General features: G+C 44.2%; 16 protein-coding genes. All 16 read right to left on the bottom strand.

What is annotated here, in order from left to right; translation table 11 throughout:
* Positions 1-1,407: a glycoside-pentoside-hexuronide (GPH):cation symporter gene (locus ACAW68_04405; protein ID XGA16810.1), complete on the bottom strand. Its 1,407-nt coding sequence runs from the start codon at positions 1,405-1,407 to the stop codon at positions 1-3.
* A 161-nt stretch (positions 1,408-1,568) separates the two neighbouring features.
* Positions 1,569-2,381, bottom strand: coding sequence for an AraC family transcriptional regulator (locus tag ACAW68_04400; GenBank protein ID XGA16809.1), 813 nt, complete (start codon positions 2,379-2,381; stop codon positions 1,569-1,571).
* Positions 2,382-2,824: 443 nt separating this feature from the next.
* A complete protein-coding gene (spxB, locus tag ACAW68_04395) occupies positions 2,825-4,654 on the bottom strand; it encodes a pyruvate oxidase (GenBank protein XGA16808.1) in 1,830 nt (609 codons plus the stop codon).
* 248 nt (positions 4,655-4,902) lie between these two features.
* The gene (locus tag ACAW68_04390) at positions 4,903-5,142 is read right to left on the bottom strand and encodes a hypothetical protein (GenBank protein ID XGA16807.1); all 240 of its coding nucleotides are present in this window, start codon (positions 5,140-5,142) and stop codon (positions 4,903-4,905) included.
* 457 nt (positions 5,143-5,599) lie between these two features.
* Positions 5,600-5,869, bottom strand: a complete 270-nt coding sequence (rpsN, locus tag ACAW68_04385) for a 30S ribosomal protein S14 (GenBank protein XGA16806.1) — start codon at positions 5,867-5,869, stop codon at positions 5,600-5,602.
* Between the two features lie 2 nt (positions 5,870-5,871).
* Positions 5,872-6,021: a 50S ribosomal protein L33 gene (gene rpmG / locus ACAW68_04380; GenBank protein ID XGA16805.1), complete on the bottom strand. Its 150-nt coding sequence runs from the start codon at positions 6,019-6,021 to the stop codon at positions 5,872-5,874.
* A gap of 228 nt (positions 6,022-6,249) precedes the next feature.
* Entirely contained in the window at positions 6,250-6,930 is a 681-nt protein-coding gene (locus tag ACAW68_04375) for a GTP pyrophosphokinase family protein (protein XGA16804.1), read from the bottom strand.
* A gap of 89 nt (positions 6,931-7,019) precedes the next feature.
* On the bottom strand, positions 7,020-7,622 hold the full coding sequence (locus ACAW68_04370; protein ID XGA16803.1) for an NAD-dependent epimerase/dehydratase family protein: 603 nt from the start codon (positions 7,620-7,622) through the stop codon (positions 7,020-7,022).
* 135 nt (positions 7,623-7,757) lie between these two features.
* Complete coding sequence (locus ACAW68_04365) at positions 7,758-8,123, bottom strand: iron-sulfur cluster biosynthesis family protein (protein ID XGA16802.1); 366 nt, start codon at positions 8,121-8,123, stop codon at positions 7,758-7,760.
* Positions 8,124-8,298: 175 nt separating this feature from the next.
* Positions 8,299-9,507, bottom strand: coding sequence for an RNA-guided endonuclease InsQ/TnpB family protein (locus tag ACAW68_04360; protein XGA16801.1), 1,209 nt, complete (start codon positions 9,505-9,507; stop codon positions 8,299-8,301).
* Between the two features lie 237 nt (positions 9,508-9,744).
* Positions 9,745-10,377, bottom strand: coding sequence for a hypothetical protein (locus ACAW68_04355; GenBank protein ID XGA16800.1), 633 nt, complete (start codon positions 10,375-10,377; stop codon positions 9,745-9,747).
* A 79-nt stretch (positions 10,378-10,456) separates the two neighbouring features.
* Positions 10,457-10,780, bottom strand: a complete 324-nt coding sequence (locus ACAW68_04350; protein ID XGA16799.1) for a hypothetical protein — start codon at positions 10,778-10,780, stop codon at positions 10,457-10,459.
* A gap of 87 nt (positions 10,781-10,867) precedes the next feature.
* Entirely contained in the window at positions 10,868-14,305 is a 3,438-nt protein-coding gene (locus tag ACAW68_04345) for a pyruvate carboxylase (GenBank protein XGA16798.1), read from the bottom strand.
* Positions 14,306-14,457: 152 nt separating this feature from the next.
* Positions 14,458-14,637, bottom strand: coding sequence for a hypothetical protein (locus ACAW68_04340; protein XGA16797.1), 180 nt, complete (start codon positions 14,635-14,637; stop codon positions 14,458-14,460).
* A 57-nt stretch (positions 14,638-14,694) separates the two neighbouring features.
* The gene (locus ACAW68_04335) at positions 14,695-15,888 is read right to left on the bottom strand and encodes an acetate/propionate family kinase (protein ID XGA16796.1); all 1,194 of its coding nucleotides are present in this window, start codon (positions 15,886-15,888) and stop codon (positions 14,695-14,697) included.
* A 137-nt stretch (positions 15,889-16,025) separates the two neighbouring features.
* On the bottom strand, positions 16,026-17,261 hold the full coding sequence (gene pepT, locus ACAW68_04330) for a peptidase T (protein ID XGA16795.1): 1,236 nt from the start codon (positions 17,259-17,261) through the stop codon (positions 16,026-16,028).
* Positions 17,262-17,279 lie beyond the last annotated feature (18 nt).

The following is a 17,279-nucleotide window of genomic DNA, read 5'->3' as shown; positions in this document are numbered from 1 at the left end:
TTAATTCTCCTTCAAACGTGCTTCCAATTCCGCCACAATTTCTGCGTGACGTGCTTCTGTCAACGTCACCTTACGCCAGTAAATCAACACTGACACGATAATCAAGACCATTGGGCCGTAAAACATAAACATCTTAAACATGCTGAGGCCATGTTCCGTGATGTCGGATGGCTTTGCGCTACCAGTCATACCGGCAACAACCGCTGCGAACCCAACAACACCATTAGCGAATGCCCCCGCCAACTTATCCAACAATGGTCGGATGGCCAACGTCACTGATTCGTGACGCGTGCCAAGCTTCCATTGACCATATTCCACCGAGTCGGTAATGGTCATCAACACAACCAAGAACATGATTGGGTATGGCATAAAGAACATTGTGACAGCTGTCAAAACGATGGCCAAGTTATTCCCAGCTACCATAAATAATAGGTAACCAGCCAACATCACAACCGCACCACTAAAGAAAATGGTACGACGGGCCAAAAACTTCGTTAACGTTGGGAAGATGGCAACCGAAATCATACCTTCAATTGCTGTGAAAATCCCAACCAAGTAAAACTCATTGTCGGCACCCATGACGTACTTGAAATAGTACAACAATAGCGAGTTTGTGACAACATACGCAAGCGCAAACATAATGTAAGAGACGGCTTGCCACATCAATTGATCGTTCTTCGCAACAACCTTAAAGACTTCGAGTACACCAACCTTTTCTGTGTTTTGACGGACGACATTGTCCTCTTCTTTTGTGCCCGCTGCTGTCAGCAACGCACCAAGATAAGCGATGACCGCAATGACAACGGCGAACCAGAACCAACCAGTCTTTGTTTCAGTGTGAGCCCCTGCAAAGGCCATTGAGAAGAACATAACCAATGGCACAACCACGATTTGCACACCTTGCTGACCTAGTGTTGAACCAAAACGCGCCACCGTACCAAACTTTTCTCGCGTACTGCTATTCAATGACAAAGCTGGCAACATTGACCAGAAGGCAATGTCCTTAAATGAGTAAAATGCATCCAGCGTAACAAACACAATCCCAAACAGTACTAAGTAAAGCATTGGGTGTGATGTTGCTAGCCCACCAAAGTCCGTAAAGATGACTACCAACAAGAATGAACTGATAAACCCAGCCACGATTAGCCATGGCTTAAACTTTCCCCATCGCGTTCGTGTGTTATCAACAATTCCCCCAATAATTGGATCAAACACAATTTCAATCAAACGAATAGCAACAATCATTGTTGTCACCCAACCAATCATTTGATTATTAAAAGCTTTATCTGGCGAATCAAATAATTGACCCGTCACAAAAATCATAAAATACGTACTAAGCGTTGCATAAAACGCATCGTGTCCGAACGCACCTGCCGCATAAGACAGATACTGCTTCACCTTGTTCATGCTTATATCCCCCGATATTTTGGTTTCATAATTAACCTACTCACTAATAATAAAGCGCTTTCATTAGCCAAAAAGGCACTTTTATAACCAAATATCATGATTAATTGAAACTGTGTGAACGAAGACACAAAAAAACCAGCAGAAACTGCTGGTTCAGCATCTCATGTTTGCCACTGACGATAGTTCAATGGACTAACGCCGGTTTGCTTTTTAAATACTTTGCCAAAATAGGTCGCATCTTGATAGCCACTTAGGCTAGCGACTGCTTCAACCCGTAAATGACGTTGCGAAATCAACAACTTTTTGGCATTACTAATTCTGATTTGTGTCAAATACTCATTAGGCGTTTGCTGGACGAGACGCTTGAATACCCGATTCAAATACTGTGTCGACACCGATAAAGCTTGTGCTACCTCAGCAATCGACATATTTTCTGCAAAATGATTCTGCATATACGCAATCGCTGGTCCGACATAGTGCTGATAATCCGGCTGATGTTGATCGATGGTTTGTTTTTGTTGGCGTGTTAAGCCCAGTAAAAGCCGATAAGCCGTCGTTGATACGGCCAAATCATCCACCGGTTCAGCCGCCAATTCCTGCATTAATTGCTCATGTAAAGCTGTATACAGTTTTGCTTCTGTTGCTTCAACTAAAACAAACTCACTATTCACCATTTGCTTAAGCAAGTCATCGACTAATTGTCCCTGGAATGTTGCAAAACGCACTTGCCAAGGATGCTTGCCTAACGGTTCATACCGATGTGGCACACCCGGTGCAATCAAGATTCCCATCCCCGGTGATAATTCGTAGCGTTTATCTCGTACCCAAAAGGCTCCCATCCCTGATTGCGTCTGTAACCAATGGAAGTGTGGGAAGCCTTGGTGACGTATAATAACCCCCTGATTCCATTCAGCCCCAAGATGTTCGGCCATCACCGGCAAACTCAAATCTGCAATGTTATAAAAAGTACGCATAAAAGCCCCCCCTCTACTCACTATAACAAAGAGAACACCGAGCATCACTCATTTTTGGAAATATTTTCCGTTTTCGATAATTCGTATGTTCGCGAACTTGTTTCGTTGTGTACTCTCACTCGACGAAACACTAGTCCTTCGTAGCTCAGTCCTATACTGATGTTGAATCAAGCCAAAATCAGAGAGTTCCGTTGTGCAAATCACAAGCATAATCATAATTCCCAACACTGCAATTTTAAAATTAGCCACCTTCATTTGTATTACTTCCGCCTTTCCAAAAGGTATTACGTTCTCTCGTGATATGAAATTATACATATCTTTATATAGGCATGATGTCAGTGTTCACATATTGAGACTTTCCTATTGGCATCAACGCAAAAAAGCACTCGATTTTTACAACCGAGTGCTTTTTTCTAGCTGGCAATTATCTTACCAGTATTTAATTAGAAGTTATACTTTGTGTCTTCGTCGTTAACCTTAACAACTTGTGACTTAAGTCCTTCTTCTTCAAGGAACTTGCGGAATGGCACAAGTTCTTGTGCGTCATAACGCTCCTTGAAGGCCTTAATTTCTTCTTCAGATGCAAGAGCTGGATCAAGCTTCAATCCTTCAACAGGAATTGGACGCTCCTTCGTAATCTTAGCATCAACCACCACAACACGACCTTGCTTGTAGTAGTCAACGGCTTCTTGCATCACCTTATCGATGTCTGCAATGCTGTTAACCGTCAAACCAACAGCACCTTGTGCTTCAGCAATCTTGGCGTAGTCAACATCACCGAAGTCAACGATTTCATCGTTACGGTAAGTGTTCGTATCCTCATACTTATCCTTGATGAATCCGTATTGCGTGTTCGTCATAACAACGTTAATAACAGGCATGTTGTAACGAACTGCCGTCACGATATCTGAATCAGTCATCGCAAAGGCACCGTCACCGGCGATGTTAAATACTTGACGATCTGGGAAGACGTTCTTAGCACCAATTCCACCAGGGATGGCGATACCCATCGTAGCGAACAATGGTGACGTACGCCACATGTTCTTTGGTGTCATGTGCAAGTGACGAATTGACATTTGCGTTGTGTCACCAACATCGATTGAGAAGATAGCATCTTCATCAGCATACTTGTTGATGGCGTTGTAGACTTGGTAAGCCTCCAAAGGACCTTCCGTCTTCGTCTCAATCTTGTGCATGTAGTCACGCCAGTTTTGGGCATCCTTCAAAGCAGCGTTCCACCATGCTGACTCAGCAACTGGCTCAACCTTCTCCAACAATGCTTCAACTGCCAAACCTGCATCAGCCAACATCGCAACATCAGCCTTGTGACGACGTCCTAGACGAGCTGGGTTGCTGTCGATTTGGATAAAGTGCTTAACACCAGCCATAAAGTTCTCAACTTGTGAGAATGGGTAGTTGTTACCAATGAACAAAACAGTATCTGCTTCGAAGATGACATCGTTACCTGACTTCCAAGCGACACGTCCAGCAGAACCCATCAAACCTTCAAAGTCGTAATCGAAGGCTTCGTAGCTCTTGGCAGTCGTCAAAACAGGTGCCTTCAACTTACGAGACAATTCTTGGACTAGCTCACCGTGACCGATTGTTCCGAAACCAGCGTAGATTACTGGACGCTTAGCATTCTTCAAAATTTCAACAGCGGCATCAACGTCAGCTGCCTTAGGTGCAACCGGGTCGTATTCCTTGTAAACGTCACCAGAAGAGTAAATTGGGTTAGCGTAGTTCATTTCAGCGTCAATTTCAGCAAATCCGAAATCAGCAGGCACTTCAAGAACAGCAACACCCTTCTTTGAAATGGCGTTGCGGATGGCATCGTCAATCATGTATGGCAATTGCTCAGGAACGGCAACACGCTTATTGTAAACAGCGATATTGTTGTACATTGGGTTTTGGTTCAACTCTTGGAATGAATCCATTCCCAATTCACGAGATGGCTTTGAACCCAATATTGCCAAAACTGGCGTTGCGTCCATGGCAGCATCGTACAAACCGTTAATCAAGTGAGTCGCACCAGGTCCACCAGATCCGACAGCAACGGCCATCTTACCACTGAACTTGTATTGCATAGCAGCTGCCATACTTCCAACTTCTTCGTGCTTAACTTGAATGAACTTGATGTTGTTCTCAGGATTACTCATCGCGTTCATCAATCCACTCAAAGTTCCAGAAGGAATACCGTACATTGTGTCGATACCCCAACCTTCCATAACCTTCAATGCAGCCAAACCGGCTGTAATCTTCTTATCTGACATGAGATAAGCCTCCTGTTTAGAAAAAACAATTATTCTCCGTCACCCTAGCCAAAACGACTAGCTTGATGAAGATGATTACTTAAATAATTACTTACGTTTAGTATGACGCTTTCAAACACTTAAAACAAATAAAAAGGTTTATTTTTCAGCATTTAATTGTAAGCGCCTTCCAACACAATTATATTAACGCTTTTCCAAATTGATGGGTCAAAAAAAGGCCATTTCGGCCTTATTAATTTCATGCAATATTAAGGCAAGAAAATTAAGAGCATTGAGCCATATACAAACCATTTGAGTGACGATTCTTTAAACCGCTTGCTCTTTTGAATATCAAATCCGACAATTAACACACCTAAATCGAGTATAAAACCTAGGATGCCATAGACCAAATTCGCTGGTATCAGCCCTCGGTACCGTAATATATGTAGCAAAAGAATCGCAACATCGACTGCTGCCATTACAATCATTTTATTTTTAATCTGTGTCATGTTACTCACCCCTAAGATTATTTTGGAAACTTGTGATCAATAATGCTTCTGAACGTTAACATCCCGGTCGCCAACGCAAAGAGCGATAACCAATCTTGCCAGTGACTCAACGTTCCCGTCCAAATCACAGAAAAGATGCTAAACAACACCACATAAACCATAGTATTTAAAATAAATCGCTTAACCTTATCATCCCATTCAGAAAAGTGTCCGTATCTAACCCTTGGAATAATCCAAATTATCAGTAACAGAACTACCACAATTGATAACCACGTTAATAATGGCATTAACATCACACCACCCCCAAAAAATAGTCCCCATTGCTTTTAAAAGTACCACCAACACTGTATCTACTTCGAGAAATCCCTTAAAAAGGACGGCTATATCGGTTAGATATAAAAAAAGAGCACCTACTCGAAAGTAGATGCTCTCTTTAAGACTTAAGGTAAAATGCAGATTACCAAGAAGCCTTCTTAACACCAGGGATCAAGCCCTTGTGTGCCAATTGACGGAAGTTCAAACGTGACATTCCGAACTCACGCATGTAAGCGTGAGGACGTCCATCAATCTTATCACGGTTGTGCATACGTACAGGTGATGCGTTGCGAGGCAACTTTGACAACCCTACGTAGTCACCAGCAGCCTTCAAGGCAGCACGCTTTGCAGCGTACTTCTCTACAGTTGCTTCAATCTTCTTAGCCTTAGCGATCTTTGACTTCTTAGCCATGATTACTTAACCTCCTTGAACACAGTGACACGACGCAACTTTGGAGAATACTTCTTCAACTCCAAACGGTCTGGCGTGTTACGACGGTTCTTAGAAGTCAAGTAGATACGCTCACCAGTTTCGGCGGCTTCCAACAAAATGTTAATGCGCATTAACATAACTCCTTGAATTTAATTTGTGAGGTGCCCCTCACCACTAATTTGAACGACAGGATTAGCTGCATTGGGCTAATCCCCAAGCTTGCGCCGTTACAATATAGCTAGTAAATTACAAATAATTATATTACACAGTTTATTGAGAAAATTCAAGTGTTTTCCCTAAAAAAGTGACAAGTAATTTTACTTGACGCTTCTAAACCCCGATTTATCAACAAAAATTCGTTATAATTCGCGATGAATATTCTGGAAGTTTTGCTCAATTTGATTCAACTCGTTTGCATAACCAATCAGGTTATCGGCGAACTCTTCAGCGCGTTCTGCGTCAGTTTTATAGCGCAACTTGTGTTCGAGACTGGCCCACATGTCCATACCGATTGTTCTAATTTGAATCTCAACCGGTACACGTTCCACACCCGTCGACCTAAAGACAGGAATTTCAACAACTAAGTGCAAACTGCGATAGCCACTTGGCTTAGGATTTTCGACATAATCCTTGCGCTTTAACAATGTGACATCATCTTGGGCGACTAGCAGACGTTCAACCGTGTAAATGTCATCAATATAATTCGTGATGACGCGAATACCCGCGATATCAAAGATGTTATCTGGAATAATATCCACAGTCATTGGCAGATTTTTCCGTTGCAACTTGCCAAACAGACTTTGCGGATCCTTCATACGTCCCTCCAGATGATGGATCGGGTTGTGGTTATAGTTCATTTGAAACTCAGCATCAAGATTTTCCAATTTCGTTGCAATCTCATGTTGCGCAGACTCGTATGTTTGATACATGCGGGCAAATTTCGTAAGTTCTTCGACTTCTACCCCGAGATTTAAGCCCGACGTACTTAGCATGTCACGCATTTGGTTGACGTTTATCGTTGAAGATCGTTGATTAATCATTGCTTACACTCCGTTTCAATGTCTTTCTATACATTATATTGAAACAGGCCAACCTTATACCAGACTATAGATTTATAAGTTCAAAATAATTAGCGTCGTTTTTCTAAATCACTCTCATGCCCATCTAGAATGCGTGTCACTTCCTCCGCCAAGTCAGTCAACTTAATTGGCCGAAGTCGCTTAGCATGAATCTTAGCCAATATATGGCCAACGTAATAGCTAATCTGGCGTTGCCGATCATAAATAATACCCGGATACAATGTCGTTGCACGCTGTGGCAAACGTAATGCCATGTAATTCTCTACTTCTTGCTTTGCACGCATGTATGGTGCCATGAAGAAAGGTGCGTAATTAGCCGACACGAACATGAACTTAGCCTCTGGGCAGGCGCGTACAGCGTCAATTAAAAATTTCGCCGGTAAAACGCTGCTATTGGCATACGTTTGATGCTTAATCGGATTTGGCAGTAGAATGCCAATCACATCAATCACCCAATCCGCATCCCCAATCACTGCTAACACCTGTTCAGTTACGTGATAATCAACGTGGTGATACGTTACTGACTCGGTATCAGTTGTTACGTTCCGACGCGTCAGTACATGAATGTCATATTTTTCTGGTAATAACGCATTGGTAATCCCTTGACCAACAAAGCCAGTGCCCCCCGCAATCACAATTTTCCTTTTTGCCAAATGACCATCCCCCTCTTACAATGTGTCCTAGTACTTCAAGTTTACACATTGTAAGCCACGAACCCAAATCAAACTTTCATCACAGGTAATAAAAAAGCACCCCGTAAACACGAGATGCTTAATTAAAATCATTGATTAGTCGGTTGCCTTTGTTTCGTCACGAATTTCTGGCGTATCATCGATCACACCAGCGTCACCACGCAACACAACACCACCGAACTTCTTAACGTCCAAAACCATGTTTGGCACCATGTAGTCCTTTGAGTAACCCTTGATTGGCAATGGGCCGATGTTTGAATCGATTGTCTCATCAAACCATGGCTCCAAAGGTTGATCACCGCGAATAACGGCGAAAACGAATGAAACTTGCATGGCAACTTCACCGTGGTGTGAGTAAGGTGAAACCCCGTCTTCATACATCATAATCAAACGACGACCTGGCTCAGCCTTCAAAATTGGGTTAATCTTTTCCATTGCAGCGTCAGTAATTGTCAAATACATTTTTCCATCCTGCTACATAAAACGTGGAGAAATGAATAAACACCAGTAAGGATTCATGTATTTCCTTTCTGTCATATCATTCCTTGTTCTATTCACGCCCATCAAACAACAGTATTCCGACTTTGATAATTATCTCAGCCACATTGACCATCTCTGGACGCACCTAAACTATTAGTTACCCAATAGTCGGGACAATAGCCTGCCCCCAAACTGAATTAATTGCATATTGCTTCAAATTTTCAACGGCATTCTCATCACGATCCGCTTCAAAACCGCATTCATAACAAACGTACTCATGATGCTTTGTCCCGTGTTTTCGATTGCCATTCAGCGTAATTTTATCCACACCGGTCTTAATATGCCCGCAGTTTGAACAACGTTGTGTACTTGGAAAAAATCGATCCGCACATACCAACGTCACACTCTGCCACGTCGCTTTGTACTGCATCATTAGTTGGAATTTACCAAACATCGACCGATGCAGATTCTTCGCCAAGTGCTTGTCCATCTTCATGCGCTGACAATCCAAGTTCTCGATGCCAATCACCCCATAGTTCGCCACCAACTTGCTCGTAAACTTGTTCAGAATGTCCCCTTGAATGCGTGCAATTCGTTGGTAGCACCGTTTCAACTTGGCTCTCGTTGTCTGGTACTGCTTCGAATTGTAGTTCTTGGGATTCTCAACCCGTTTACGAGCAAGTTGGCGTTGATACACCGTCACACGCTCATACAGTTTTAGTAAGCCGTTCGGCAATGTTGCCTGCGTTTGATATCCGTCATCGTCTTGATAAACGAAGCGCCCAATATTGGCATCGACTCCCGTTGCTTTCGAGTTATTGTGTGCTACTGCAGCCTTCGGCATTTCGATGGTCAGCGATGCGTAATAGCCGTCTGCTTCTAACTTAACAGTCACCTGCTTCAACTCACCATGCCATCGTGGCATCTCAGCTAGACGGATGTCAAACCACTTCGAAATACCTTCTCGAGGCTTATCCAAGCGTAACTTACCAGCAATAATCTTAGCCCGGTCCGTCGTGAAGGATTTAGCTGATCTTTTCTTGGATTTAAACCGCGGTCGCTGATGATTTGGCATATTCGGATTAAAGAAATAGTGCCATGCTTTCGCCAAGTCTTTAACCGCCAGCTGCAAGACACGTGCGGACAACTGATATTGCCAGTCTGCTTTATCACGAACTAACTCATCACGTACCTTACGTTCATTTGGCTTAAGGTGTTTGTCGGACATCATTTGTGACGCTTCGTACATTTCTTGCCAAACTTCCAACCCTTTATTCCAAACAAAGCATCGATAATCAAAAAGCTTTTCTAACTCCTTAATCATTGTGGCGTTAGGATAAATTTTAACTTTATGCGTCTTAATCATTTTTCTCACCACTTTCGTTAGGAATAACTTAATTATACCTAGTTTTAGTTAGCGTGAAAAGTAATTTTCCAGTTTGTTTAATCAATCAGCATTCTCCACTTAGTTACTGTACTGATTTTCTACGTTTTAGGGAACTGTTCGCTACCTCCTTCAGAGTTAGTCTGAATTTAGTCACTTCATATCCCCTTCAACTCTTACAGTTTAGCACTGTGTTAAACGGATAGTGGAAAAAAGGGGTTATTCAGCTAGACGCATAAAGTACCAACTGATATATCCCATGGCGACTGCCAAGACGTCAATTGCTAATACATCAAAGAATCCTGACAATTGCCAGCCAATTAATGTCACTGCAAACTCCAAAAAGTTAAATAGCACATACAAAATTGCAAACAGCTTTAACCCATTGGCCAACGTCATCATATCATGCGTTTGTGCAGCGCTTCCCACGCGCCAGATTGTCCAGCCAAGCAGGATGATCAACAGGCCGAACACGATATTGCGGGCTGATACAGCCGGACGCAACACAGCCTCCACAATGCTGTTCAATGGCCAAATAAAGTTTAGTAAGACACCAACCAGCCAAATCAGAATCAATTGTTGCACCGTTTTCACCAAATCTGTGTAGTCCTTATAGCGTGAATAACGCCAAAGCGCTGCTAGACTCACCGCAATCAGCAAACCAGCAATCAGTTGTAGCCCCTTAAACGCCGACGCATACTGTGAATCTGGCGCCGTCAGAATGGCTAATGGATAGGCTGCCATCCGATACGCTGGCCAAATAATCGTCGCAATAACGCTCTGCAAGATGTACAGCAACATCCCCACCATGCCAACGCCTAAAATGTATTTACTTTGCCACCATTGTCGCATGTCTTCACCTCATCATTTTTCAGTACTTCCATTTTACGAAAAAACGCAGTCAACAACTAGTAGCTGACTGCGTTTTATGTCATTTCATTAACTTTTCGATTTGTGTCTGCACATGATACCAGTCACGGTAACGTACGATATCGTTAAACAAGACCGCGCGCATCAGCAACCTGATGGCAAGTAGCAGTATTGCCAACACAAGTGCGCCTAAGGCAATGCCACTGTACGGCCACATTTCCCCATAAAATAGCCCAGCTGTTAGAAAAAACAGCACCACATTCACTGCAATTAAAGCTTTTTCATGGATGTTATATGTCGTTTTAAGCTCATTTTCAACGTCATCAGGCTGCAAACCAGTCGTCCACCAATTTCGAAATAGGCGTTCACGTCTCTTGAAAATCATGTTCTTCCCTCTGTTCCCCAAAGTATGTCATATCGCTTACTTTAGGTACATTCTAGCCGAAGATTATGATTTTTATGTGAACTCTCCCTATCCCGGTTCAACTTCGATCAACAAGTCGCCACCCGCAACCGCTTCACCAGCTGCAACGTGTACAAACTTAACTGTCCCATCAAATGGCGCTTGCACAGTCGTCTCCATCTTCATAGCTTCCGTCACAATCATGACATCGCCTTGCTTCACTGCTTGACCATTCTCCACGTGAACTGACAACACATTACCAGCCATTGTTGCGCCAATCTCATTTGGATTCGTTGGCTCTGCTTTACGACGGGCAACCGTTGTAACTTGGACAGATTCGTCTAGCACGTCAATCTCAATTGGCGTTCCGTTCACATCAAAGTACAACGTACGCATACCCTCTGGATCAACTTCACCAATTTCTTGCAGTTGGAAAATGACAACCTTTCCAGGTCCCATTTCGATATCCACACGCTCACCAACACGCATTCCTTGGAAGAAGGTTGGTGTATCCAAGAACGTCATTGGGCCAAACTTTTCTTGGTTGGCCACATAGTCCTTAAACACTTGTGGGTACAAGATGTACGAAATAATCTCTTCTGGCGTTGCCTTACGCTTCAAAATCGCTTCGATTTCAGCCGTCATCGCCTCAAAATCAGCCGCTGGCGTCAATGAACCAGGACGTACCGTCAATGGCTTGCGACCCTTCAACACGACCTGTTGTAGGTCTTCTGGGAAGCCACCAACTGGTTGTCCAAGATCACCCGCAAAGAAATCAACCACTGATTGTGGGAAGTCCAACGTTTGACCTTCCGCCAACACCTTTTCTGGCGTCAAATCATTTTGGACCATAAACAACGCCATGTCCCCAACAACCTTTGATGATGGCGTCACCTTGATAATGTCACCAAACATTTGGTTAACGGTTGCGTACATCGTCTTCACGTCATCCCAACGATCCCCCAAACGCAATGCTTGCGCTTGTTGTTGCAAGTTAGAATATTGTCCACCTGGCATTTCGACTTCGAAAATGTCCGTTTGGGCACCAACCATCTTGCTCATAAACTGACCGTAGTATGGTCGAACTTGTGCCCAATAGCTGTTAATGTGCTCAACGGCCGGCATGTTCAACTCTGGTTGACGGGCATTACCACTCAACGCGTAATAGGTCGCCCCCATTGATGGTTGTGATGTCGTGCCTGACAAGGCTGACATTGCCACGTCGATAACATCAACCCCTGCATCAACCGCACGTGCATACGTGTATACACCGTTACCAGTTGTATCGTGCGTGTGAAGATGAATCGGCACATCAACCGCATCCTTCAACGCGCTAACCAACTCATAAGCGGCTTCAGGCTTCAACAAGCCCGCCATGTCCTTAATCGCAATCATGTGCGCACCGGCACTCTGCAACTCCTTGGCGAAGTTTACATAGTAATCACGTGTGTACTTCTTACGCGTTGAATCCAAAATATCACCCGTGTAAGCCATCGCAACTTCGGCAATCTTGTTGTTGTCGCGCACATATTGGATTGACTTCTCCATTTGTGGCAACCAATTCAAACTATCGAAGATACGGAACACGTCCATGCCGTTCGTCGCTGCTAAGCGAATAAACTCTTCAAGTACGTTATCTGGGTAATTCTGATAACCAACAGCGTTTGAACCACGGAACAGCATCTGCATCAACGTACGTGGCATCTTCTCACGCAACGCACGGAGACGCTCCCACGGATCTTCACCCAAGAAGCGGTAGGCCGTATCAAATGTGGCACCACCCCACATCTCGTTTGAGAAGAGGTTCGGCATCGCCAATTGCGTTTCATCCGCAATTGCTAACATATCCTTCGTACGCATACGTGTGGCGAACAATGATTGGTGTGCGTCACGCATCGTCGTGTCCGTCAACAAAACCTTATCTTGGTTCTTCACCCATTGTGCCACCGCATCTGGTCCTTGGGCGTCCAAGATATCCTTGGCCGTTACCAAATCAGAAGGCAACACCAAATCAGTGTTGGCTTGATAATGCAATGGCTCATAAAGCTTCTGGTAATCATGATCAATGCCTGGGAAGCCGTTAACTGTCGTTTCACTGACATAACGCAACAACTTACGGTCCGGTTCCTTTTCTGGCGCAATTTCAAACAACTCTGGGTGCTTGTCCACAAACGTTGTTGGTGCATCAGCTGCGCGGAACGTTGGGTGTGCGTAAACATTCTTCAAGAATGGAATGTTCGTCTTAACCCCACGAATGGCAAATTCGTTCAAGGCGCGTTGCATCTTATCAACCGCTTCAGTGAAGTCCGTCCCGTGTGCCACAACCTTAACCAACAACGAGTCAAAGAACGGTGTCACAGTAGCCCCGGCATAAACATTACCGGCATCTAGACGAATCCCCGTTCCACCTGGTGATCGGTACCAATCAATCTTACCGGTATCAGGCATGAAGTTATTGGCTGGGTCTTCCGTTGTAATACGTGATTGAATCGCCACTCCGACTGCCAACAGCTTGTCTTGGGCTGGAATATTTAATGGTGCTTCATGCAAGCCGTAACCTTGGGCAATCAACAATTGTGACTTTACAATGTCCACGCCAGTAATTTCTTCAGTTACCGTGTGCTCAACTTGCACACGTGGGTTAACTTCGATGAAGTAAAAATCGTCCCCATCAACCAAAAACTCAACAGTTCCAGCACTTTGATAATCGACACTTTGCATCAACTTAACAGCTGCATCTTGAATGCGACGACGCATAGCAACAGATACAGAAACTGCTGGTGCAAACTCGATAATCTTTTGGTGACGTCGTTGAATTGATGAGTCACGCTCAAACAAGTGCATCACTTCGCCTTGTTCATCCGCCAAAATTTGAATTTCAACGTGCTTAGGGTCTTGTAGATACTTTTCAAGATAAATTTCAGCCTTACCAAAACTTTGTTGTGCTTCAGAAGCTGCACGTTCAAAGGCTTCACGTAGTTCATCATCGTGTTCAATAACACGCATCCCACGACCACCACCACCAGCAGCCGACTTAACAAACAACGGGTAACCGTGTTCAGCACCGAAAGCCAATGCCTCTTCAATTGATTCGACCGGGTGATCAGTTCCCGGCACTGTTGGCACACCCGCCTTAATTGCGGCTTGCTTAGCCGTAATCTTGTCACCAAACATCTTCAAGTGTTCAACGCGTGGCCCAACAAACTTAATGCCGGCTGCTTCAACCGCAGCTGCGAACTCGTCATTTTCTGACAAGAACCCATAACCTGGGTGAATGGCATCGGCGCCAGTTTCCTTAGCAATACGAATAATATCGTCAATATCCAAATAAGCGGCAATTGGTGCCTTACCTTCACCAACTAGATAAGATTCATCCGCCTTGAAACGGTGCACAGCAAACTCATCTTCCTTGGCAAAAATAGCCACCGTCTTAATCCCTAATTCTTTACCAGCTCGAATTAAACGAACGGCAATTTCCCCACGGTTAGCAATCAACAATTTCTTCATGAAGTGTCCCCTTATATCGTTTTGGCCGTTCTCTGACGACCGCTTAAAACGTCCCATACGCGCAGATTCATCTAATTTTCATCTACATCAGAACTTTCTAACCATTATAGCAAAAATAATACGCCATAACGAGTACGTTATGGCGTATTTGCTTACTTAATTTTCGTAGTTTTAATTTCTTCGAATTGTCCTTCGAACGCATCACGGCGTGCACCGTTCATGCTTTGATCAGAAAATGGCATTTGTTGCTCAACGTGGGCCACCGCACGCTTGATGCGGTGCTTGCCGTAGAACCAGAGGCCAATGACTGCGATGATAATCAACGTAAACATCTTAGACTCCCCCTTTTCGGTTTCAATGACATTAGTTTAGCATGCGAACCTTAACGATTACTTACCTGCTTGCGCCTTCAAACGTTCAACATCACGAGCAATTTCAAGCTCTTCATTCGTTGGCACCAACAAAACCTTAGTTGTTGAGTCGTCAGTTGAAATAACACGTTCAACACCACGGACATTGTTCGCTTCCTTGTCCAACTTAATGCCCAAGAAGTCCAAACGATCGATGATATCTTCACGAACGTTTGCGGCGTTCTCACCAATACCAGCTGTGAAGACGATGGCATCAACGCCACCCATTTCAAACGTGTATTGACCCAAGTAACGGATGACACGGTTCAAGAACATGTCCAATGCCAACTTAGCGTGTTCGTTGGTATCAGCCACTTCTTCCAAGTCACGCATGTCAGATGACAACGTTGAGACCCCAAGCAAGCCTGACTTGTTGTTCAAAATCTTCAACATTTCACCGTTTGACAAGCCTTCACGCTCTTGAATGTAGTAAATCAATGATGGATCCACATCCCCCGCACGCGTTGCCATCATCAAACCAGCCAATGGTGTGAAGCCCATTGAGGTGTCGAATGACTTACCATCCTTGATGGCCGTGATTGAGGCACCAGCTCCCAAGTGAAGTGTGATAATCTTCAATTCTTCAAGTGGCTTACCCAAAATGTCCGCCGTACGTTCAGCAACGTAGCGGTGTGATGTTCCATGGGCACCATACTTACGAGCACCGTACTTCGTGTAGTACTCGTATGGTAGTGGGTACAAGTAGTTCTCACGTGGCAACGTTTGGTGGAAAGCCGTGTCGAAGACTGCTACTGAAATAGCATCTGGCAACAACTCTTGGAATACTTCAATTCCAGTTGCATTGGCTGGATTGTGCAAAGGTGCATAGTCAGCCAAACGGTGAATCTTGTGCAACACTTCTTCATCCACAATAACCGACTTGTTGAACCATTCACCACCAGCCACAACACGGTGCCCAACACCAGTGATTTCACTCTTGTCAGCCACGTGTTGTGCGCGGAACTGCTCAAGCATCTCTTCAATTGCTTCCTTGTGGTCAGCGATGTCTCGGACGATTTCAGTCTTTTCCCCGTTAAACTTCATCGTGAATACACTTTCAGGCAAACCGATACGCTCGATTTGTCCCTTGGCAATCACTGTTTCAGCCGGCATTTCCAATAGTTGGAACTTCAATGATGAAGATCCGGCGTTAATTGCTAATGTCTTAGCCATAATTCATGCTCCCTAATACGCTGGAAATAAATCCAGTTAATAGGATTAGTGTAACATGTAAGCGTTACCATTGCCATACTTCTAGTAACAAAAAGGCTAACTAGATTACCTAGTTAGCCTTTTGAAAATATTTAAAATTACTTTGCTGCGTTCAATTCAACAATCTTCAAAATTGTATCAACCGCTTGGTGCATAACGGTCGTTGAAACGTACTCGAAACGACCGTGCATGTTTTCACCACCAGCAAACAAGTTTGGCGTTGGCAATCCCAAGAACGTAATCTTTGAACCGTCAGTACCACCACGAACTGGTTCGATAACTGACTCGATGTCCAAAGCCTTCATAGCGGCTTCGGCCAAATCAACAGACGTCATGTCGTCCTTCAAGACTTCACCCATGTTGTAGTATTGGTCGTACATATCCAACTTGATACGCTCAACGCCCAATTCACCGTTCATCTTTTCAACGATGTCACGCAATGCTTGCTTACGCTCTTCAAAGATGATGCGATCGTGGTCACGGATAATGTATGACATCTCAGCTTCTTCAGGCGTACCGTTCAACTTCAAGATGTGGAAGAATCCTTGACGGCCTTCCGTCAATTCTGGACGATCACCGGCTGGCAAAGCAGCGTGCAAGTCCATTGCAACTTGCAAGGCGTTAACCATCGTGTCCTTGGCAGAACCAGGGTGCACGTTACGTCCTTGAATCTTGATGTTAGCTGCTGCAGCTGAGAACGTCTCCCACTCCAACTCACCCAACGGACCACCATCGACCGTGTAAGCAAAGTCAGCGCCGAATTCATTAACGTGGAAGTTGTCGGCACCAATACCGATTTCTTCGTCAGGACCGAATCCAAAGACAACCTTACCGTGCTTTACTTCAGGGTGAGCAATCAAGTATTCAGCAGCTGAAATGATTTCGGCAACACCAGACTTGTCATCGGCACCAAGCAAAGTCGTTCCGTCAGTCGTAATCAACGTGTGACCCTTGTACTTCTTCAATGAAGGGAAATCAGCTGGTGACAATGTGTAATCGTCGTTCAACTTGATATCAGACTCACCATCGTAGTTTTCGACAAATTGTGGGTTAACACCTTCAGCGTTAAAGTCAGCTGTATCAACGTGTGAAATGAAACCAACTGCAGGTACATCAGCGTCAATGTTAGAAGCCAATTCGGCAAAAACATAACCGTCATCCATCGTACGCACGTTTTCTAGGCCAAGGCTCTTCAATTCTTCAGCCAAATCAGCCAAGAAAGCAACTTCCTTAGGATCTGATGGCACCGTTGTTGACTCTTCGTTTGAACGCGTGTTGACCTTCACGTAACGGATAAAACGGTCAACCAAGTTTGGATATAGTCCTTCAGACATAATAGTAATTCCCCTTAA

Origin of the sequence: Weissella confusa (genome assembly GCA_041871065.1) — a bacterium.
Classification (GTDB): domain Bacteria; phylum Bacillota; class Bacilli; order Lactobacillales; family Lactobacillaceae; genus Weissella; species Weissella confusa_A.
The sequence above is the reverse complement of the archived record's forward strand: the minus strand, read 5'-3'. Positions and strand labels throughout refer to the sequence as shown.

What these genes read in the sequence shown, in the direction of transcription:
- ACAW68_04405 (XGA16810.1), bottom strand. Translation starts at nt 1,407, where the DNA reads ATGAACAAGGTGAAGCAGTATCTGTCTTATGCGGCAGGTGCGTTCGGA.
- ACAW68_04400 (XGA16809.1), bottom strand. Translation starts at nt 2,381, where the DNA reads ATGCGTACTTTTTATAACATTGCAGATTTGAGTTTGCCGGTGATGGCC.
- spxB (XGA16808.1), bottom strand. Translation starts at nt 4,654, where the DNA reads ATGTCAGATAAGAAGATTACAGCCGGTTTGGCTGCATTGAAGGTTATG.
- ACAW68_04390 (XGA16807.1), bottom strand. Translation starts at nt 5,142, where the DNA reads ATGACACAGATTAAAAATAAAATGATTGTAATGGCAGCAGTCGATGTT.
- rpsN (XGA16806.1), bottom strand. Translation starts at nt 5,869, where the DNA reads ATGGCTAAGAAGTCAAAGATCGCTAAGGCTAAGAAGATTGAAGCAACT.
- rpmG (XGA16805.1), bottom strand. Translation starts at nt 6,021, where the DNA reads ATGCGCATTAACATTTTGTTGGAAGCCGCCGAAACTGGTGAGCGTATC.
- ACAW68_04375 (XGA16804.1), bottom strand. Translation starts at nt 6,930, where the DNA reads ATGATTAATCAACGATCTTCAACGATAAACGTCAACCAAATGCGTGAC.
- ACAW68_04365 (XGA16802.1), bottom strand. Translation starts at nt 8,123, where the DNA reads ATGTATTTGACAATTACTGACGCTGCAATGGAAAAGATTAACCCAATT.
- ACAW68_04360 (XGA16801.1), bottom strand. Translation starts at nt 9,507, where the DNA reads ATGATTAAGACGCATAAAGTTAAAATTTATCCTAACGCCACAATGATT.
- ACAW68_04355 (XGA16800.1), bottom strand. Translation starts at nt 10,377, where the DNA reads ATGCGACAATGGTGGCAAAGTAAATACATTTTAGGCGTTGGCATGGTG.
- ACAW68_04350 (XGA16799.1), bottom strand. Translation starts at nt 10,780, where the DNA reads ATGATTTTCAAGAGACGTGAACGCCTATTTCGAAATTGGTGGACGACT.
- ACAW68_04345 (XGA16798.1), bottom strand. Translation starts at nt 14,305, where the DNA reads ATGAAGAAATTGTTGATTGCTAACCGTGGGGAAATTGCCGTTCGTTTA.
- ACAW68_04340 (XGA16797.1), bottom strand. Translation starts at nt 14,637, where the DNA reads ATGTTTACGTTGATTATCATCGCAGTCATTGGCCTCTGGTTCTACGGC.
- ACAW68_04335 (XGA16796.1), bottom strand. Translation starts at nt 15,888, where the DNA reads ATGGCTAAGACATTAGCAATTAACGCCGGATCTTCATCATTGAAGTTC.
- pepT (XGA16795.1), bottom strand. Translation starts at nt 17,261, where the DNA reads ATGTCTGAAGGACTATATCCAAACTTGGTTGACCGTTTTATCCGTTAC.